The sequence below is a fragment of the Asanoa siamensis genome (assembly GCF_016862555.1).
In the GTDB taxonomy this organism is placed as follows: Bacteria; Actinomycetota; Actinomycetes; order Mycobacteriales; family Micromonosporaceae; genus Asanoa; species Asanoa siamensis.
This window is the reverse complement of the sequence record NZ_BONE01000021.1, coordinates 53,073-70,759: the sequence shown is the minus strand read 5'-3', so window position 1 is coordinate 70,759 and position 17,687 is coordinate 53,073. Positions and strand designations below refer to the sequence as shown.

Sequence of the window (17,687 nt, the reverse complement as noted above, 5' to 3'; positions counted from 1 at the left end):
CATTGTCGGCGATCTCCCGAGTCGGTGCACCATCCGGCGCGGGGTCAGCGTGCCGGGACCCCGCTGGTGGCGAGCAGCGTGTGCATGAGGTGGGTCAGCTCACAGACCGAGGCGACCGGGCGCTCGAAGCCCAGCCGCAGGCGCGGGCCAGGGCCGCCGTTGGGCACCGAGCCGACGGTCAGCCCGTAGCGGTCGAGGCGCAGCGCCTGGCAGCCCACCGGGGCCGGGCGGCCGGCGACCCGCTCGACCAGCACGACGAGCTGGTCGAGGTGGTGGTCGTTGAGGTCGTGCAGCAGCCGGCCCTCGTCGGCGGCCAGCGGGTCGGGCGTGGCGGCCCGGAACTCGGCGGGGTCGATCTCGACGAGCCGCCGGCCCTTGGCCAGCCGGACCTCGCTCGCGTCGATCCGGAACAGAGCCTGGCCGCGGCCGACGTCGAGGAGATCACCGAGCGGACTGACCTGGGCGTACGCGTCGGCGGCGGCGCGGGCGTCGGCGCCGTCGAGGCGCTCCGCCGAGCCGGTCAGCCAGAGCCGGCCCCGGCTGGGCGCGCATGGGGTCGGCGGCACGTCGTCGACGCTGAGCACCGTCGACGCGGCGGTGAGCGCGCCGGCGAGGTCGGTGCCGAGGCCGACCAGCAGGAGCGGACGGCCGTCGGCGGGCGTGGCGTGCCGCACCTTCACCTGGCCGGGGTAGCCGCGGACGTGCGCGGTGCCCGCCAGCCGACCGTTCGCGAGCGTCCGCGCCACCTCTGCCGCCGTCGGCCGCATGATGCCTCCTCTGGTGTGGTACGGATCAACTTAAGTTAGGCTCACCTAATTCACAAGTTCCCGCGTACAGGAAAGTCGCAGTTCAGCCCCAGGTAGAGGGCAGATCTGGGGGGCACGGTGAAGACATGAGCGCTTACTCCACGTGGCAACACCAGCCGGCGGCCGGCGGTCCGAGCGGGCCGGTCCCGCCGTGGAACCCCTACGGTGGCGCGCCGGCCGGCCCGCCCCCGCGCCCGCCCCGTCGTTTCGGTCGGATGGCCGCCACCGGCGCCGGTGTGCTGGTGCTCGCCCTCGGTGGCGGCATCGCGGGCGGGGTGATCGGGGCGCACGCCGACCAGTCCTCGCCGGCCGCCGGTGCCACGGCCGACGCCACCAACGTCTCGGCCCGATCGGCGACGATGGCCTCGGTCGCCGCCCGCACCTCGCCGAGCGTCGTGACGGTCACGGTCCAGGTCGCGCAGGGCACCGTCGAGGGATCCGGCGTGATCGTCGACGACCAGGGCCGCATCCTCACCAACAACCACGTGGTCGACCAGGCCCGCGGCGACGCGACGGTGCAGCTCTCCGACGGGCGGGCGGTGCCGGCGCAGATCCTGCGTACGGACCCGGGTCACGACCTGGCCCTGCTCCAGGTCGACGCGAGCGGCCTGACCGCGGCGCCGCTCGGCGACAGCTCGGACATCCAGGTCGGCGACACCGTGCTGGCCTTCGGCAGCCCGCTGGGCCTGTCCGGCACGGTCACCTCGGGCATCGTCTCGGCGCTGGACCGCGACGCGCAGGACCTCAACCTGTCCGGCCTGATCCAGACGGACGCGCCGATCAACTCCGGCAACTCGGGTGGGCCGCTGGTGAACGCCGCGGGCCAGGTCATCGCCATCAACGTCGCCAACGCCTCGACCAACCAGGGCGGCGGCAGCATCGGCATCGGCTTCGCCATCCCGATCGACGAGGCCCAGTCGTTGCTCCGCTGACTTTGCTCCGCACCCACATACGCAGCACCCTGTAAGCGGGGTGGTGCGGATGTGGGTGCAGAGCACAGCGTTGTTCCGCGGGTCCACGTGGCGGCGCGGCGTGCACCTGTTGCTCGGCGGGGTGATCGCGCTTCCGTACGCGCTGCTCGCCGTCGTCTTCGTCAGCATGCTGACCAGCGACGACGTGCCCGCGGGCGCGACCTGGGCCCTGATCCTGATCGGTGCGGCGATCGCCGTGACGCCGGCGTTCCTGGGCGGGACCCGGGCCGTCGAGATCGTCGCCGCCCGCGGCCTGCTCGGCGTCGACCTGCCCGACCCCGCCGGCCCCGCCGACCGGGAGACCACGCTCCGCGGTGCCCTCTGGTACGGCCTGCACCTGGTCTTCGGCGGCCTGGTCGGGCTCGCGCTGCTGACCGCCCTGCCGATGGCGCTGGTGTTCGTGCTGCAGTGGGCCGTCGACGACCTGCGCCGGGCCGGCCTGCCGCTCGGCGACTGGAGCCCGGCCGCCGCCTCGGTCGCCGGGATCGTGCTGTTGGTGCTGCTCGGCTACGCGGTCGCCGGCCTCGGCGCGCTCGCCGCCCAACTCGCGCCGACCCTGCTCGGCCCGTCGCCGGCCGAGCGGATCGCGGCCCTCGAGGAGCGTGCCGGCCACCTCGTCGAGCGCACCCGGCTCGCCCGCGAGTTGCACGACTCGGTCGGCCACGCGCTGACCGTGACCACGCTGCAGGCCGCCGCCGCGCAACGGGCGCTGGACGACCCGGAGTTCGTCCGCCGGGCGCTGGTGGCGATCGAGGAGGCCGGCCGCGCCGCGATGGACGACCTCGACCACGTGCTCGGGCTGCTCCGGGCGGCCGAGCGGGCCGACCGGCCGGCGCCGCAGCGCACGCTGGCCGACCTCGACCGGGTCGTCGCCGACGTCACCGGTGCGGGGCTGCGGGTCACGCTGACCCGCACGGGTCCACTCGCGAGCGTCCCGGCGGCGCTGTCCCGGGAGGGCTACCGGATCGTGCAGGAGGCGCTGACCAACGCGGTACGGCACGCCGGCGCGGTTCCGGTTACGGTGCGGGTCGCGGTGGCCGACCGGTCGCTGCTGATCGACGTGGCCAACCCGGTGACGCGGGACGGCCCGGGAGACCCGTCCGGGCGGGGCCTCGCGGGCATGCGGGAGCGGGTCGACGTGCTGGGCGGGCGGATGACCGCCGGGCCCGCCGACGGGCTGTTCACGGTCGCGGTGCGGTTGCCGACGGGAGGGTCATGACGGTACGGGTGCTGATCGTCGACGACGACGCGCTGGTCCGCGTCGGCCTGCGCACGATCGTCGACGCCGAGCCGGACCTGTCGGTGGTGGCCGAGGCGGGCGACGGCGCCGAGGTGCCACCGCTGGTGGCCCGGCACCGCCCCGACGTGGTGCTGATGGACGTGCGGATGCCGGACGTCGACGGCATCCAGGCCACCCGGCACCTGCTGGCCACTGCCACCGGGCCGGCGCCCCGGGTGCTCGTCGTGACCACGTTCGAGAACGACGACTACGTCTACGACGCGCTGCGCGCCGGTGCGAGCGGCTTCCTGCTCAAGCGGGCGCGGCCGGCCGAGGTGGTCGACGCGATCCGGCTCGTGGCCCGCGGCGACTCGCTGCTGTTCCCCGCGGCGATCCGCCGGCTGGTCGCGGGCCGCGGCGGCAACCCGGACCGGCGGACGAGCCGGCTCACCGCCCGCGAGGCCGAGGTCTTGCGGCTGATGGCGGCCGGACTGTCCAATGCGGAGATCGCGGCCCAGTTGGTGGTCGGCGCCGAGACGGTCAAGACCCACGTGGGCAACGTGCTCGCGAAGCTCGGTGCCCGGGACCGCGTCCAGGCCGTGATCACCGCGTACGAGTCGGGTTTCGTGACCCCGGCCGGCTGACCTCCCCCGCGTGGGGGACGGGGTCCACACCGCGCGGGGAGTCGTCCCGGGCGCGGCGGCGGGAGCGTAATGGGCATGACTCCCATGACTGCCCGGAACCTGTCCGGTTATCTGGCCGCCGCCTGGGCCCTGGCCTACGGTGTGATCGCTCTGGTGTGGACGGTGACCGGTGACGGTTATCCGTTCGGTTCGCGCAACGACGACCAGACGCACCCGCTGCGGGCCGTGCCGGTCGACGTCGGCGCACCGGTCTTCGCCGTGGTGCTGCTCGGCGCGGCCGTGCTCGCCCTCGCGCTCGCCGGCCGGCAGCCCCTCCGGCCGCCGCCCACGGTGCGGGCCGTTCTGCTCGGCACGGGGTGGACGCTGGTGGCCGCGCTCGTGTTCCTGGTGCCCGGCGCGCACATCCTGGCCATCGCCGGTTACACGCCGATGCTGCTGATCGGGGCGCCGTTCGGCTGGCCGGACCAGATCGACTACGGGGTCATCTTCAACTGGACCACGGCGGCCGAACTGGCGGCGCTCATCGGTGGCCTGCTGCTCGGCCGGGCGCTGCTGACCTGGCAGGCCGTGACGCCTGTGGTGGCCCGCGGACCGGTCCGCCTGGGTCCGTGGGTGACCTACGTCGCCGCGGCCGTCCCGGCCTTCTACGGCCTGACCCGGCTGGCCTGGGCGGTCGGCATCCCGCTCGGTGTCGAGCCGGCGACGCTCGACGAGCCGGACATCGCCCTCGCGGCGACGGGCCTGGGCGGCTTCGCCCTGGTCGGCACGGTGCTGACGATCGGCCTGCTGCGCCCGTGGGGCGCACGCTTCCCGCGCTGGCTGCCGGGCCTGGGGGGCCGCCCCGTCCCGGTCCGCCTGGCCACGGTGCCGGCCGCCGCGGTCGCACTGGCGGTGGGCGCGGCAAGCGCGAGCTTCCTCACGGACACCGAGGCCCTTCACCTGATCGCGGCGGGCGACCTCGCGGTGCTGCCGATGGCCTTCTGGCCCCTGTGGACGGTGACCTTGCTGCTGGCCGCCTACGCCTACCACCGCCGCCGCACCGCCTCGCCCGTCGTCCTCACGAGGACAACGGAGTCGGCGGTGACGGGCCTGGTCGCGGTGCCCACCGACGGTCAGGCGGCGACCGGGTCGGCGGCCGGGATCGAGGCGCGGATTGCCTCGTCCACGTCGGTTGCCGACAGGCCGAAGGTCGCAGCGGTCAAGGTCGAGTCGAGCACGAAAGGCCGGTCCCACTGATAGGCCATCTCCACGAACTCCCGGGTGCGGCGGTCGAAGAGCCCAGCGGCTCGGATCGCCGCCTTCGGGTACGCGCGTACCCGGGGCATGGGGTGACCGGTGATCTCGGCGAGCCGCGCGACCACCTGGCGCAGGGTCATCGGCGCCGGGGACGGCACGTGCCAGCCGCGGCCCCAGGCCCGTGGGTCGCGGGCAAGCGCGATCAGCGCCGTCGCCATGTCGCCGGTGTAGGTGAAGGTGTGCGGGTTGTCCAGCGGGCCGGGCAGCCAGACCGTCCTGTTGGCGCGCAGGCCCGGCATGGCCATCTCGATCACCGAGTAGCGCGGGCTCAGGTAGTCGGAGCCGCGGACCTCCGTGACGCCGCTGATCCGGCCCGACCGGTAGGCGGCCACCGCGTCCGTCCACATCTTCGCCCGGACCCGGCCCTTCACCGTTGGCGCGGCCATCGGCAGGTCCTCGGTCATCGGGCCGTCGACCGGGCCGTAGCCGTAGAGGCAGCCGGTGATCGCCAGCGGTGCCCCGCTCGACTCGGCCGCGGTCAGCATCGCCTCGGCCATCGGCGGCCAGTCGGTCGGCCAGGTGTGGTACGGCGGGTTGACGCAGTTGTAGATCGCGACCGCCCCGCGGCTCAGCCGGGTCAGATCGGTCGCGTTCCCGGCGTCCGCGGCGACGCGCTCGATCGCCGGGTGGGCCGGGCCGCTGCCGCTGCGGGTAATCATCCGGACCTGCTCGCCGCAGTCGGCGAGCTTGCGGGCCACGGTGCTGCCGACGACTCCGGCTCCGATGACGACGTGCATGATCTTCCTCCAGTGAGATTCGGAGAGCAGTGCTCTCTGTTGAGAGCAATAGTCCACGGATCGGCGCTCACTGTCAAGAGCAGTGCTCTCGGTATGCGACACTGATCTCGTGAAGGCCACGTCGATGCGCGCCCGGCTGCGGGCGGAGATGACCGAAGAGATCAAGACGACCGCCCGGCGGCACCTGGCGACCGAGGGCGCGAACCTCTCGCTACGCGCGGTCGCCCGCGACCTCGGGATGGTGTCGTCCGCGATCTACCGGTACTTCCCGAGCCGCGACGACCTGCTCACCGCGCTGATCCTCGACGCGTACACCGCGCTCGGCGGCTCCGTCGCGGCGGCCGAGGGCGCGGTCGACCGGGCCGACCTGGCCGGCCGGTTCCTCGCGATCTGCCACGCGGTGCGCGACTGGGCACTGGCCAACCCGCACGAGTACGCGCTGATCTACGGCAGCCCGGTGCCCGGCTACGTGGCGCCCACGGACACGGTGCCGGCGGCCACCCGGGCCGTGACCGTCCTCGGTGGAGTGATCGAGGACGCGAGCGCGGCGGGCCTGCTCCGCGACGACGAGGCGCTGCCACCGGACGCCGCGCAGGATGTCGCCCGCGTCGGTGCGCTCATCGCGCCGCACGCGCCGCTCGGGCCCCTGAGCCGGGCCCTGGGTAGCTGGCTCCACCTCTTCGGCTTCGTCAGCTTCGAGATCTTCGGGCAGCTCAAGAACGCCGTCGACGTGCCCGGCCCGCTGTTCGCGCAGCAGATGCGGGCACAGGCCGTCTACATCGGACTGCCTACGGCTTGAGCGTCTCCTGGTGCTTGAGGTAGCGCTCCAGCAGGCCGCCGAGCTCGCTCTGGATGAAGGTGTAGAAGTCGCCCATAGCCGCGATCCGCTGGCCGGCCGGCGTCTCCCGCCCCCCGGCCGCCGCGACACCGCCCTCGGCGAGCTTGGCGATCTGGAAGAACAGCGTGCCCTTCATGATCGAGCCGAGGTACCACGCGTCGTCGGGCAGCCCGTACCGGTCGCGGCGTGATCCGGGCACGGCGGTGCGCTCGACGAGGCCGAGGTGCTGCAGGTAGCGCACCGCCTGGGACACCGCGGCCGGGCTGATCTGCAGCCCGTCGCTGATCTCCGCGGCGGTCAGCGACCCGGTGTCAGAGGCCATGAGCTGCATGAGTACGCGGGCCGCCATCCGCGGGAAACCCCAGTCGGCGTAGAGCCGGGCCATGTCCTCGACGTACTGCCTAAGGGCGGCTTCGTCGCGTTCCTCAGCCATCCAGCGCACCTCCTCCGGTCAATTGTGCCGAGCGTGATCTATCTTGACGACCTCTTGACGCTCAACAAGCTTCACAAGTTTGTGAAGCAAGTGTAGCTTCCAAAATTATGGAGAACGTCATTTCGGTCAACGGGCTCGTCAAGAGCTTCGGCCGGACCCGCGCCCTCGACGGACTCGACCTCGAGGTGCGCCGTGGCGAGGTGCACGGCTTCCTCGGCCCCAACGGTGCCGGGAAGTCCACCGCTATCCGGGTGCTGCTCGGTCTGCTCAAGGCCGACAGCGGCACCGCCACCCTGTTCGGGGGAGACCCCTGGCGCGACGCGGTGTCGCTGCACCGCCGCCTCGCCTACGTGCCCGGCGACGTCACGCTGTGGCCCAACCTGACCGGCGGCGAGGTCATCGAGCTGCTCGGCCGGCTGCGCGGCGGGCTCGACACCAAGCGCCGCGACGAGCTGATCGCGCGCTTCGAGCTGGACCCGCGCAAGAAGGGCCGCACCTATTCCAAGGGCAACCGCCAGAAGGTGGCGCTGGTCGCGGCGCTCGCCTCCGACGCCGAACTGCTCGTGCTCGACGAGCCCACCTCCGGCCTGGACCCGCTGATGGAGTCGGTGTTCCAGGCGTGCGTCAACGAGGAGAGCGGCGCCGGCCGCACGGTGCTGCTCTCCAGCCACATCCTCGCCGAGGCCGAGGCGCTCTGCGACCGGGTGAGCATCATCCGGGCCGGGCGCACGGTCGAGAGCGGCACGCTCGCCGACCTGCGGCACCTGACCCGTACGTCGATCCACGCCGAGCTGGCCGGCTCGCCGAACGGGATCGGCGCGCTGGCCGGCGTGCACGACCTCGTGGTCGACGGCGACCGCGTGCGGTTCCAGGTCGACAACGCCGAGCTGGACACCGTGCTCCGCGCCTTGACCACGGTCGGCGTACGCGGCCTGACCAGCCAGCCGCCGACGCTGGAGGAGCTGTTCCTGCGGCACTACCAGAAGGAAGAGGTGCCGGCATGACTGGCACGTGGCAGCTCTTCCGGTTGGCGTTACGGCGTGACCGGGTCGTCCTTCCTTTGTGGACGATCCTGCTGGGACTGTTTCCCGGATTGGTCGCGAGCAGCTTCGCCAGCCTCTATCCCGACCCGGCCGAGCTGGCTAGTTTTGCCGCGTCGATGTCGAACCCCTCGTTGACCGCCGTGTACGGCCCGATCTGGTCACCCGACCTCGGCGGCCTGACGGCGTGGCGGTCCAGCATCGTGCTGCTGATCGTCTGCCTCGCCACCGCGTTCACCGTCATCCGGCACACCCGGGCCGAGGAGGAGCAGGGCCGGCGCGAGCTGCTCGGCTCAACCGTGGTCGGCCGGACGGCCGGGCTGGCCTCGGCCCTGCTGGTGGCGCTGCTGGCCGCGGTCGTGGTCGGCGGCCTGACCGCACTGGGCACGGCGGCCGCCGGTGCCGACGGGACGGGTTCCTTCGCGCTCGGCCTGCAGTACTTCCTGGCCTGCCTGCTCTTCGCCGCGATCGCCGCGGTGCTGGCGCAGGTCGCACAGGGTGCCCGCACCGCGCGCTGGATCGTCGGTGCGGTGCTGACGGGCTCGTTCCTGCTGCGGATGGTCGGCGACGCCGGGGGCGACCTGAACTCGCCGCTGTCCTGGATCTCGCCGATCGGCTTCCTGCAACGGATCCGCCCGTTCGCCGACGAACGCTGGTGGCCGGCCGCGGTCGCCCTGGTGGTCGCGGCCGCGCTCGCCGCTGTCGCGTACCGGCTGAATGCCCGGCGCGACCTCGACGCGGGTCTCATCGCGCCGCGACCCGGACCGGCGCGGGCGCCGCGGTCCCTGCTCTCGCCGCTCGGCCTGGCCTGGCGGTTGCAGCGCACGACGCTGTTCGGCTGGCTCGTCGGGTACGCGGTCCTCGGCCTCTTCCTCGGCTCGGCCACCGACGCCGCGTCCGACGCGGTGCGGGAGAGCCCGGACCTGGCCGACGCGATCGGCCGGGTCGGCACCGGCGCGTCGATCGCCGACATGGTGATCGCCACGGGCATGGCGATCATCGGCATCGGCGCGGCGGGCCAAGGTGTGCAGGCGGCGCTGCGTGCCCGCGGGGAGGAAAGCGCGCTCCGCGCGGAACCACTGCTGGCGGCGTCAGTCGGACGGCTGCGCTGGGCGGGCTCGCACCTGCTGTTCGCGTTCGCGGGCCCGGCACTCGGCCTGCTGGTGGCGGGCGTGTTCCTGGGCGCGGGCTACGGGGCGTCAGCGGACGAGGGCGCCGGCGCGATCGGCCGCGTCCTCGGGGCGGCAGCGGTGCAGATCCCCGCGGTCTGGCTGACGGTCGCGATCGTGGTGCTGCTGTTCGGCCTGCTGCCGCGGCTGACGACGCTCGGCTGGGCGGTCCTCGCGTTCTTCCTGCTGCTCGGCCAGCTGGGCGCGATCCTCCAGCTGAGCCAGTGGGCACTGGACCTGTCCCCGTTCACCCACCTCCCGTCCCTGCCGGGCGGCGAGGTGACGGCGACGCCGTTGGTCTGGCTCGTCGCCCTGGCCGCGGCACTCACGGCAGCGGGCCTGACCGGCTTCCGCCGCCGCGACATCGCCAGCGGCGGCTGAAACCCGCGGGCGCATCCGCGCAGGTCCGCAGCGTGCGGCGGCGCGGTGCGCCCGACGAGCGGCCGTGGAGCGTTGCGGCCAGTGCGCGGGCCACCCCCTCCGCGTCGCCCGTCGGCACATCAGCCACAGCCGCCTCGAGTGCGTCGAGCCAGACGATCCACTCCTGGTCGAGCACCTCGAGGAAGATCGCCTCGCGTGAGTCGTAGTAGCGCAGCACGTTGGACTTCGCCAGGCCGATCCGGTCGGCCAGCTCGCGCAGGCTGATCTCCGCCACCCCGCGCTCCGCGAGCATCGCCCGGGCGGCGTCCAGGATCGCGACGCGGCGGCTGACGGGCTGGGTCAACGCGATCTCCTACCGGATCCCGGGCATGTGGCGGCAGGTCGACACCGGAGTCGTGCCCGCGCTCTACGCCGCCACGAGCCCCGAGGCCGAAGGCGGGGCCTACTACGGCCCGGCCGGTTTCGGCGAGCTGACCGGCGGCCCGGCGCCGGCCAGGCTGCCCCGCGCCGCGACCGCGGAGACCGCCCGACACCTGTGGGAAGTCTCCGCGGAGCTGAGCGGCGTCCACTACGACGCGGTCAGCCACCCGGGTCGGTGATCGGGACGACGCCGTCCAGGCCGGTCAGGGTCACGAGCTCGATCAGGCGCGCGCAGGCTCCCTCGACCGCGACCTCGCAGTCGTGCCGGCGGGCGGTCAGGCAGATCCGGGCCAGGGCCTCGACGGTGAGCATGTCGGGATGGGCGATCGCCGTCACGCAGACCACCACGCGTACGGGCCGGCGCAGCGAGGCCAGCCGCTCGCACAGCCCCAGGATCTCGCCGCGCCGGATGGTGGGGCCGAGCGTGAGCTCGTAGCGCCGCATGCGCACCTCCGGCGGGGAACGCGGCCTCCCCGGCGAGACCATCGTCACCCACGGACATCATCGCGGTTGCGCGCGGTGCAGGGTGCGGCGGGTCGCCAGCAAGGCCGCCCCCAGGGCCAGGCCGGTGCAGGCGGCGACCACGACGGCGAGTTCCGGCCACGGCAGCACCAACCGCACGGCTGACCCGGTCAGCTCGGCGAGCGACGACCGGATGCCCAGCAGCGCCGGCAGCGCCACCAGCGCGCCGAAGGCCGTGCCGAAGAGCACCACGAGCGCCGTCTCCGTGCCGACCATCCGCAGGATCTGCCGGTTCGTCGCGCCGGACAGCCGCAGCACCCGGAAGTCGCGGCGCCGGTCGCCGGTCGCCATCACCAGCGTGTTGGCCACCGCGATGCTCGTGTAGCCGACCGACATGCCGACCATCACCAGCACGAACAGCCACACCAGGGCGTCCTCGTCGTCGTTGGCCGCGTACGCCGCCGGGTCCTGGGCCAGGACCCCGGGATCACCGGTCATCGCCGCGGGCGGCGCGCCCCGGACGTACGCGGTCATGGTCAACGCCGACGGGTCGTGGGCACGGACCAGGTCCCGCGGCAGCAGCAGGGGCGTCGTCAGCGTGCCTGGCTCGACCGACGCCGCCACCCGCAGCGGCACGGCCTCGCCGTCGGCGAAGGTCAGGAGCAGCGTGTCCCCGGCCCGCCAGCGCGGGTCGGCGACCACGGCCGTGTCGCCGGTCAGCGCCCCGGCGTCGCCCCGCACCGGCACCGCACCGGGCACCACGCCGAGCGCGTCCACCGGGGCGCCGGCGACGAAGACCTGTGTGGACAGTCCGGAGAGGACGTCGCCCGGCAGCGCGGCCACCGCCGCGTCGGAGAGGCCGGGAGTGCCGCTCGCGGTGACCACCGCGTCGACGCCCAGGGCCCGCGCGTCCTCCGAGCCGAACGCCGGCGACATCGTCTTGACCATGCCCAGGATCAGCGTCGCGAAGCCGACCGTGAGCAGGATCGGCCCGGCCGTCGCCGCGGTCCGCCGGATCGCCGCGCCGGCGCTCTCCCGCACCACCTCGCCGGTCGCCGACCGGCGCAGCGGATAGGTCAACGCCCGCAGGGCCGGCGGGATCAGCACCGGGGCGAGCAACGTGCAGCCCACGATCAGCGTCAATGCCGAGAAGATCGCCATGGTCATCGCCGAGTCGCCGTCGTCCGCCGCGGTCCCCACCGCGAGCGCGAGCCCGGCCAGGCCGAAGAGGACGCCGAAGACCCACCGTGGCCGGGTCATCACGTGCTTGTCGACCGCGGCCTCGCGCAGCGCCTCGAGCGGCCGGACCCGGGCCGCCCGCCGCGCCGCCACCCAGGCCCCGGCGACCGCCACCAGCACGCCGGTCACCACCGCCGGGCCGACCGCGAGCAGCGAGGGGCGCGGCGCGAAGCCGGCCGGCTCGAGCTCGGCCCGGACCAGCAGGTCGCCGAGCAGCGGCGCGGCCAGCACGCCGAGCAGCGCCCCGGCCGCCGCCGAGACCACGCCGACCGCCAGCGCCTCGCCGAGCAGCAGCCGCCGCGTCTGCCGGGGAGTCGCGCCGATCGCCCGGAGCAGCGCCAACTCGCGCCGCCGCTGGTAGGCGTTGAGCGCCGCGGTCGACGCCATCACGAAGACCGTCGCGAAGGCCGCGAGCACGATCATCACGGTGAGTAGTTGGGTGCCCAGCCAGCGGACCCGGGTCACCGCCTCGGGTTCGAGGGCGGTGCGGGCGTCGCCGGCGACCACGGCACCGGCGGCGCCGACGACGGTTCGCGCGGCGGCCGCCACCGTCGCGGGAGCGGCGCCGGGCGACAGGACCAGACCGATCGCGCGTACGCCGGGCGCCAGCGCGCGGGCCGACGCGTCCGAGACGTAGATCCCGGGGCCGTCGACCGTGCCGCTCACCCGCATCTCCCGTGGCCCGATGGCGGTCAGCACGGCCGCGGTCGCCCCGGGCGCGAGGCCGTAGGCCGCGTCCAGCGCGACCTCGTCCGCCGCCGCGGGCGCCGCGCCGTCGACCAGCGCGTAGGGCGCGAGCGCGGCCGTCGACCAGCCGTGCCCGATCGGGTCGCCCGCCGGCGGGTCACCGACCGGCCGCCCGTCCCGGACGAGCTGGGCGTAGAACGACCGGTCCGGCACCGCGGCGGCCACGCCGTCGATCGCCCGCAGGGACGCCGCCAGCTCCTCGGCGCGCGCCGCCGACCAGGGCACGTACTCGACGTACGCCTCGGCGTCCTCCCCACCGGCCGGCGACTGCACCACGACCGCGGCCCCGGCGAGCCGCTCCGGCACGGCCGGCTGGGCGGAGACGAAGACGACCAGCGCGGTGGTCAGCACCCCGACCCCGAGCGTGAGCGCCACGAACGAACCCACGAAACCCGTCCACCGCTCGCGGACGGTCGACCACGCCAGCATCACGCCTCCAGCCGAGCCATGCGGGCGGCCACCTCGGCGGCGAACCCCGCGTCACCCGGGGTGCCGGGGCCGGTCAGCTCGTCGACCAGGAGGCCGTCGGCGAGGAAGAGCACGCGGTCCGCGTACGCCGCCGCCAAAGGATCATGGGTGACCATGACGACCGTCTGGTCCTGCTCGTGCACGGCCGCCCGGAGCAGGCCCAGCACCTGCCGCGACGACCGCAGGTCCAGCGCCCCGGTGGGCTCGTCGGCGAACACCACCGCCGGCCCGGTCACCAGCGCGCGGGCGATCGCCACCCGCTGCTGCTGACCCCCGGACAGCTCGCTCGGCCGGTGCCCGCCCCGCTCGGCGAGACCCACCGCCGCGAGGGCCGCGGCGACATCGGCGGGAGCGGGGCGGCGGCCGGCGAGCCGCAACGGCAGCGCCACGTTCTGCGCCGCGGTCAGCGCGGAGACGAGGTTGAACTCCTGGAAGACGAAGCCGACCAGGTCCCGGCGCAGGGTGGTCAGCCGGTGCTCGGAGAGGCCGCCGAGGTCGGTGCCGCCGATCGTCACGGTGCCGGCCGTCGGCCGGTCCAGCCCGGCGGCGCAGTGCAGGAGCGTCGACTTGCCGGAGCCGGAGGGCCCCATCACCGCGGTGAAGCTGCCGGAGCGGAAGCCGACGGACACCCCCGCGAGCGCGGTCACCGCCGCGTCGCCGGCGCCGTACGTGCGGCGCACCTCCCGCAGCGTGACCGCTTCGGCCAGCCGCGTACCTGTCGTCATCGTCATGCCTGCCAGCCAACCGGCCCGCGGGCGGCGACACATGGGCGCGGAGGCGACAACCGGGGGTATACCTGGCGCTACCGTCGGGCGGGCCGGTGCCGGGTACGGTCGGCTCGTGACTCCCCGGACCGCCTTCCAGGCCGTGAGCGAGCGCCCGCTGGGGTTCCTCGCCTCGTCCTGGCCGTGGCGGTCGGTCGCCTATCTCGCCTCCGGTGTGCTGCTCGGCGCCGCCACCGCCGGCACGCTGATCGGCCTGCTGCTGGCCGGGGCGCTGCTCGCACTCGCGCTGATCGGGCTGGTCGCGTTCCTCGCCGTCGCGCTGTCGGGCATCGCGGTCGGCCGGTTCGAGCGGTGGCGGCTGCGCCTGGTCGACCAGGACCCGCTGCCGGACCCGCACCGCCGCCCGCCCCGACGCGGCCGGATCGCCTGGGTCCGGCATCGGCTGCGCGAGCCGGCCACCTGGCGGGAGCTGGGCTACACGGTGGTCTCGCTGGGCGCGCTGTGGTGGATCGACGCGCTGATGCTCGGCATCGTGCTGGGCATCCCGATCTCGCTGATCGCCAGCGCCTTCTTCCAGGAGTCGACCCAGATCGTTCCGGCCGCGCTGTTCATCGTGGCGGGGCTCGGCCTGCTGCCGTTCGCCGCGTACCCGATCACGGTCTGGGCCGGCGCCCGGGCGGCGCTGGCGCGGGCGATCCTCGCGCCGCGGGACGCGGAGCTCGGCGCCCAGCTCGTCGAGGTGACCCGGTCCCGGGCCCGGCTGGTCGACGCGTTCGACGTGGAGCGCCGCCGGATCGAGCGGGACCTGCACGACGGCGCGCAACAGCGGCTGGTCGCGCTGAGCATGGCGATCGGGCTGGCCCGCCTGGAGGTGCCCGACGACTCGCCGGCGGCGAAGCACCTGACCGCCGCGCAGGACGAGGCCGAACGGGCGCACGGCGAGCTGCGCGAGCTGATCCGCGGCGTACACCCGCAGGTGTTGACCGACCGCGGCCTGCCCGCGTCCGTCACCGACCTGGCGGACCGGTCGCCGGTGCCCGTCGTGGTCGACGTCGAGCTGCCCCGGCGGCTGCCGCAACCGGTCGAGGTGACCGCGCACTTCGTGGTCAGTGAGGCGCTGACCAACGTGGCGAAGCACAGCCGCGCCGCCACCGCGACGGTCTCGGCGCGGTTGCACGTCGACACCCTGGTGCTGGAGGTACGCGACGACGGCGTCGGCGGGGCCGACCTCGCCGGCGGCACGGGGCTGGCGGGGCTGGCCGACCGGGTCGCGGTGGCCGGCGGCCGGCTGCTGCTGTCGAGCCCACCCGGTGGGCCGACCCTGATCCGGGCGGAGCTGCCGTGCTCCGCATAGTCGTCGCCGAGGACGCGGTGCTGCTCCGCGAGGGCATCGTCGGGATCGTCGAGCGGTTCGGCCACCGGGTGATCGCCTCGGTCGGCGACGCCGCGGCGCTGACCACGGCCGTCGACCACGAGCGGCCGGACGTCGTGGTGACCGACGTGCGGATGCCCCCTGGCTTCACCGACGAGGGCCTGCGCGCGGCGGTGGCGCTGCGGGCCGCCCACCCGGGCCTGCCGGTGCTGGTGCTGAGCCAGTACGTGCAGCCGACGTACGCCGCGGAACTGCTCGACAGCGGCGGCGGGCGCGGGGTCGGCTACCTGCTCAAGCACCGGGTGGGGCGGGTCGAGGAGTTCATGGACGCGCTGGTCCGGGTCGCGGCCGGCGGCGCCGCGGTGGACCCGGAGGTGGTCGCCCAGCTCCTCGGCCGGCGCCGCGACCCGTTGACCCGGCTCACGCCCCGGGAGCGCGAGGTGCTCGCCCTGATCGCCGAGGGCCGCTCGAACGCGGCGATCGCCCGCGCCCTGGTGGTCTCGGAAGCCGCGGTGGCCAAGCACATCGCGAGCATCCTGGTGAAGCTCGACCTGCCGCCCGCACCCGACGACCACCGCCGGGTGCTGGCGGTGCTCGCCTTCCTACGCGGCTGACACCTCGAGCACGATCGCCTGCTCGGGGCGCAGCCAGGGCAGCTCGAGGCCGACCGTGCCCAGGGCGCGGCCGGTGAGCGTGACGCCGTCCGGGGGCAGCGCCGCGTCGGCGCCCCAGCAGCGGGTCACCCGGTAGCGGCGGTCAGGTGCGAGGCCCGGCAGCCGGACCCGGCGCGGGCGCAGCTCGGGGGCGTTGTCGAGCTGGGTGTGCACGAACACCGCGGCGTCGTCGGTGACGACGCCGTAGACGTCGCCGTCCACCGTCCGGCCACTGTGGAGGATCGGGCGGAGTCGTTTGTAGAGGGTCGCCCACTCGCGCAGCGTGTCGAGCTCCTCGGGCGTGCAGGTGCTGATGTCCCACTCGATGCCGGCGTGCCCGACCAGCGCGGTGGCGGTGCGGAAGGGCAACCCCGCGCTGCGCCAGGTGGTGTGGGCCGGGCTCGGCCCGACGTGGCTGCCCATCAGCTCGGGCGGCAGCAGCAGGCCCGTCCAGCGCTGGATCTGCTGGCGGTCGAGCGCGTCGTTGGAGTCCGAGGTCCAGACCCGGTCGGTACGGGCGAGGATGCCGAGGTCGACCCGGCCGCCGCCGGACGCGCACGACTCGATCTCCAGGCCGGGGTGCCGGGCCCTGATCCGGTCGAGCAACCCGTAGACCGCGGCGGTCTGCCGGTGCACCCCGGCGACGCCGTCGGGGGCGGCCTCGAGCAGGTCGCGGTTGTGGTCCCACTTGAGGTAGTCGAGCGCGTACTCGGTGACCAGTGCGTCGATCGCCGTGAACAGGTAGTCGGCGACCTCGGGCCGGGCGACGTCGAGCACGTGCTGGTGCCGGTGCTCCCGGGGAAGCCGGCCCGGGCTCGCCAGGATCCACTCCGGATGCTCGCGGGCGAGGCGCGAGTCGGGGTTGACCATCTCGGGCTCGAACCAGAGGCCGAACCGCATGCCGAGGCCCCGGACGTGGTCGACCAGCGGGTGCAGCCCGTCGGGCCAGACCGTCGGGTCGACGACCCAGTCACCGAGCCCGGCGGTGTCGTCGCGACGGCCGGGGAACCAGCCGTCGTCGAGCACGAACCGCTCGACGCCGACGGTGGCCGCCAGGTCGGCCAGCCTGGTCAGCCGGTCGAGGTCGTGGTCGAAGTAGACGGCCTCCCAGACGTTGAGGGTCAACGGCCGCGGCGTGCGCGGGTGGCCGGCCCGGTCGCGGATCATGCGGTGGAACCGGTCGCGCACACCGTCGAGACCGTCGCCGGACCAGGCGAAGAAGCCCACCGGGGTCGTGTAGCTCGCGCCCGGCTCCAGCCGCACCTCGCCGGGCTCGAGCAACTCGCCGCCGCCGAGCACGGCGGTGGAGCCGGAGATGCGCTCCGCGTACTCCTCGTGGCCCCCGCTCCATCCGATGTGGACGGCCCAGACCTCGCCCCGGGCGAACTCGAACCCGGGGGTCCCGGCGATCAGCAACGGCGTCGCGTCGTGGCCTGTGCGGCCGCGGCGGCTCTCGCGGGCGTGGGTGCCGTTGCCCAGCGGCCGGCGCTGGGGCACCCGCTCCAGCCCCCAGCGGCCGGTGAAGTCGAGGATCTCGGTGGCCTGCTCGGGGATCGGCAGCAGGGTGCGCAGCGCGGCGACGGTCCACGCGTCGGTGCAGCCGACGTTGGTGAGCGTGTGCTGGACGTGCAGGACCCCGTGGGCGTCGAGCCGCAGCTCGCAGCGCACCCGCACGCCGGCGGTCTCGTCGACCGCTTCCGCGACGACCGTGTTGTCCGCGACCGTCACCGCACCGGCGCGGGCGAGGCGCAGGAACGGCCAGCGGCCCGCGCGGTCGCCGGTGACGCCCGGGCGGCCGGCGTAGCCGTCCCACTGCGTCGGGAGCAACGGCATGCTGCCGACGGGCTGGATCGGGCCGCCGGTCGTGGACGGGACCGCACCGCCGGCGGCGGTCACCAGCGCGCGGAGGTCGACCTCGTCGAGTGGGCCGGGGTCGGCGCCCCAGTGCACCACCCGGGGGAGCCCGGGGCCGGCGACATCGAGGACCACGGCCGCACCCGCGGCGGCCAGCACGACGGGCTCGATCATCGGGTCAGCGTACGGCGCGCACCCGTCATCGACCACGGC

17 protein-coding genes are annotated in these 17,687 nt (G+C 74.5%); 9 read left to right on the top strand and 8 right to left on the bottom strand.

Annotated features, from left to right (window positions below; translation table 11 throughout):
- Positions 1-44: 44 nt before the first annotated feature.
- On the bottom strand, positions 45-767 hold the full coding sequence (locus tag Asi02nite_RS15105; protein ID WP_203713446.1) for a DUF2470 domain-containing protein: 723 nt from the start codon (positions 765-767) through the stop codon (positions 45-47).
- 125 nt (positions 768-892) lie between these two features.
- On the opposite strand from Asi02nite_RS15105, the gene Asi02nite_RS15100 reads away from it, so the two are divergent.
- From Asi02nite_RS15100 to Asi02nite_RS15090, 3 genes are read left to right on the top strand one after another with little or no spacing between them, the layout of a single operon-like run.
- On the top strand, positions 893-1,738 hold the full coding sequence (locus Asi02nite_RS15100; protein WP_203713445.1) for a S1C family serine protease: 846 nt from the start codon (positions 893-895) through the stop codon (positions 1,736-1,738).
- 49 nt (positions 1,739-1,787) lie between these two features.
- Positions 1,788-2,996, top strand: a complete 1,209-nt coding sequence (locus tag Asi02nite_RS15095; RefSeq protein WP_203713444.1) for a sensor histidine kinase — start codon at positions 1,788-1,790, stop codon at positions 2,994-2,996.
- Positions 2,993-3,640, top strand: a complete 648-nt coding sequence (locus Asi02nite_RS15090; protein ID WP_203713442.1) for a response regulator — start codon at positions 2,993-2,995, stop codon at positions 3,638-3,640. The genes Asi02nite_RS15095 and Asi02nite_RS15090 overlap by 4 nt, the downstream gene beginning before the upstream one ends.
- A gap of 1,112 nt (positions 3,641-4,752) precedes the next feature.
- Here Asi02nite_RS15090 and Asi02nite_RS15085 read toward each other — a convergent pair.
- A complete protein-coding gene (locus Asi02nite_RS15085) occupies positions 4,753-5,673 on the bottom strand; it encodes an NAD-dependent epimerase/dehydratase family protein (RefSeq protein WP_203713441.1) in 921 nt (306 codons plus the stop codon).
- Between the two features lie 109 nt (positions 5,674-5,782).
- Between Asi02nite_RS15085 and Asi02nite_RS15080 the strand changes: the two genes are divergently transcribed.
- Positions 5,783-6,472, top strand: a complete 690-nt coding sequence (locus tag Asi02nite_RS15080) for a TetR/AcrR family transcriptional regulator (protein WP_203713439.1) — start codon at positions 5,783-5,785, stop codon at positions 6,470-6,472.
- Here Asi02nite_RS15080 and Asi02nite_RS15075 read toward each other — a convergent pair.
- Positions 6,462-6,944 carry a GbsR/MarR family transcriptional regulator gene (locus Asi02nite_RS15075; RefSeq protein ID WP_203713437.1) on the bottom strand — a complete coding sequence of 161 codons (483 nt, stop codon included), beginning with the start codon at positions 6,942-6,944 and terminating at the stop codon, positions 6,462-6,464. The genes Asi02nite_RS15080 and Asi02nite_RS15075 overlap by 11 nt on opposite strands.
- Before the next feature lie 107 nt (positions 6,945-7,051).
- Here Asi02nite_RS15075 and Asi02nite_RS15070 point away from each other — a divergent pair, with 107 nt between their 5' ends.
- The gene (locus tag Asi02nite_RS15070; protein ID WP_203713435.1) at positions 7,052-7,948 is read left to right on the top strand and encodes an ABC transporter ATP-binding protein; all 897 of its coding nucleotides are present in this window, start codon (positions 7,052-7,054) and stop codon (positions 7,946-7,948) included.
- Positions 7,945-9,534, top strand: coding sequence for an ABC transporter permease (locus tag Asi02nite_RS15065; protein WP_203713433.1), 1,590 nt, complete (start codon positions 7,945-7,947; stop codon positions 9,532-9,534). The genes Asi02nite_RS15070 and Asi02nite_RS15065 overlap by 4 nt, the downstream gene beginning before the upstream one ends.
- On the opposite strand, the gene Asi02nite_RS15060 is transcribed toward Asi02nite_RS15065, so the two are convergent.
- Positions 9,479-9,877 (bottom strand): TetR/AcrR family transcriptional regulator, encoded by a 399-nt coding sequence (locus Asi02nite_RS15060; RefSeq protein ID WP_239126729.1) that lies wholly within the window; start codon positions 9,875-9,877, stop codon positions 9,479-9,481. The two genes, Asi02nite_RS15065 and Asi02nite_RS15060, sit on opposite strands and share 56 nt — an antisense overlap.
- Before the next feature lie 25 nt (positions 9,878-9,902).
- Here Asi02nite_RS15060 and Asi02nite_RS15055 point away from each other — a divergent pair, with 25 nt between their 5' ends.
- On the top strand, positions 9,903-10,133 hold the full coding sequence (locus tag Asi02nite_RS15055) for a Rossmann-fold NAD(P)-binding domain-containing protein (protein WP_203713431.1): 231 nt from the start codon (positions 9,903-9,905) through the stop codon (positions 10,131-10,133).
- Here the strand turns inward: Asi02nite_RS15055 and Asi02nite_RS15050 are convergent.
- From Asi02nite_RS15050 to Asi02nite_RS15040, 3 genes are read right to left on the bottom strand one after another with little or no spacing between them, the layout of a single operon-like run.
- Positions 10,114-10,398: a hypothetical protein gene (locus tag Asi02nite_RS15050; protein ID WP_203713429.1), complete on the bottom strand. Its 285-nt coding sequence runs from the start codon at positions 10,396-10,398 to the stop codon at positions 10,114-10,116. The genes Asi02nite_RS15055 and Asi02nite_RS15050 overlap by 20 nt on opposite strands.
- 57 nt (positions 10,399-10,455) lie before the next feature.
- Entirely contained in the window at positions 10,456-12,831 is a 2,376-nt protein-coding gene (locus tag Asi02nite_RS15045) for an ABC transporter permease (protein WP_203713427.1), read from the bottom strand.
- Positions 12,831-13,601 (bottom strand): ABC transporter ATP-binding protein, encoded by a 771-nt coding sequence (locus Asi02nite_RS15040; RefSeq protein WP_203713425.1) that lies wholly within the window; start codon positions 13,599-13,601, stop codon positions 12,831-12,833. Before Asi02nite_RS15040 ends, Asi02nite_RS15045 begins: the two co-directional genes overlap by 1 nt.
- 109 nt (positions 13,602-13,710) lie before the next feature.
- Between Asi02nite_RS15040 and Asi02nite_RS15035 the strand changes: the two genes are divergently transcribed.
- Both Asi02nite_RS15035 and Asi02nite_RS15030 read left to right on the top strand, forming a co-directional pair.
- On the top strand, positions 13,711-14,949 hold the full coding sequence (locus Asi02nite_RS15035; RefSeq protein WP_239126728.1) for a sensor histidine kinase: 1,239 nt from the start codon (positions 13,711-13,713) through the stop codon (positions 14,947-14,949).
- Positions 14,937-15,581: a response regulator gene (locus Asi02nite_RS15030; protein ID WP_203713424.1), complete on the top strand. Its 645-nt coding sequence runs from the start codon at positions 14,937-14,939 to the stop codon at positions 15,579-15,581. Before Asi02nite_RS15035 ends, Asi02nite_RS15030 begins: the two co-directional genes overlap by 13 nt.
- Here Asi02nite_RS15030 and Asi02nite_RS15025 read toward each other — a convergent pair.
- Positions 15,570-17,648, bottom strand: a complete 2,079-nt coding sequence (locus Asi02nite_RS15025) for an alpha-galactosidase (protein WP_203713422.1) — start codon at positions 17,646-17,648, stop codon at positions 15,570-15,572. The two genes, Asi02nite_RS15030 and Asi02nite_RS15025, sit on opposite strands and share 12 nt — an antisense overlap.
- Between the last annotated feature and the right edge of the window lie 39 nt (positions 17,649-17,687).